Here is a 1,018-nt window from a genome sequence, read left to right as displayed (position 1 = left end):
ATCTCCGATCGACTACGAGACCAGTGCGTCCAACCGAGCCGCATAGAGGAGTCCTCCACGATCCGGGGGGAAGCTCACTCGGCGCCTCGAGCCTCGAGACCGGATCGTGGAGCTCGGTGACGCCTCAGTTCCGTTCCCCTTTGATACGCACCTGCTTCATTTTTCGGAAGATGCGGTCGCGCTTGAGAACGAGCTGCACAAGACGTTCGCCGATCGTCGTCTCAACCGGGTCAACCTTCGCCGAGAGTTCTTCTTCATCACGCCGCAGGAAATTCGCGCGGCCTTGGCGGAGAAGCTCGGCAACCTACTTGAGTTCACCGACACACCGGAGGCATCGCAGTACTTCCAGAGCCGATCGGCGTGGCCTGACCGGAACTAGAGGTGAGCTGGTTGGCTCTGCCTACTTCATTGGGCGCTGACATGTACCACTTTTAGCCCGGGTCGGCGGTGGTGCTGACGCCGGACTCGGGCGGCCGTCGAACGCGATGGGTCCGTTGAACCGATACTTGCGACCTGGAACGCAGCGGTCCAGCTGAGGCGAGTAGCGCTGCGCACCGAGCGGCAGCCAGACGTGGGGCGTCCCGCTGCCGTATTAAGCGTCGATCGTTGGCTTCGAGCCATTGGGTGAGTTTGGCTCGGGTGGCCCGGGTCCAGGTGCGGTCGAACTGGGCTCGGTTCGCGGGCGGCGGCGCGTTCGCGTTCGATGAGCCGCCCGCAGGTGAGCACCACGGCCGGGTCGTCCGGGTGCGACTCGGCAAGTTCGGCCCGCTGCTGGGCGGCGACGACGGGCGTCGTGGTGCTCACCGAGGACGTCTCGGACGCCGGCGATGCGTTGGCCAACCGGGTGGCACTCGGCCGATCGCCGGGGGACGGCTTCGGCGGCGGAGCGGGCGCGTTTGGCCTGGATGCGAGCGGCGCGCCAGGACTCGTCGGGGTTAAGGGCAATGCCGCGTAGTTAGGGCTTGCGAGTTGATGTCAAGTGGGTCTGTGTGGCGCCTGCGTGTCTGACAATGAGACA

At 65.3% G+C, this 1,018-nt stretch carries 1 protein-coding gene and 1 pseudogene; both read left to right on the top strand.

Translation table 11 applies throughout. From position 1 onward, the window contains the following. Positions 1-88 precede the first annotated feature (88 nt). Positions 89-379, top strand: a pseudogene (locus FG385_RS33735) (GIY-YIG nuclease family protein); the annotation flags it as partial. A 324-nt stretch (positions 380-703) separates the two neighbouring features. Continuing rightward, complete coding sequence (locus tag FG385_RS35210) at positions 704-955, top strand: hypothetical protein (protein WP_235022954.1); 252 nt, start codon at positions 704-706, stop codon at positions 953-955. Positions 956-1,018: the final 63 nt, after the last annotated feature.

The sequence above is a fragment of the Amycolatopsis alkalitolerans genome, assembly GCF_006152065.1.
Lineage (GTDB): Bacteria > Actinomycetota > Actinomycetes > Mycobacteriales > Pseudonocardiaceae > Amycolatopsis_E > Amycolatopsis_E alkalitolerans.
Note: the sequence above shows the minus strand (reverse complement) of the source record. Positions and strands in the feature narration are given on the sequence as shown.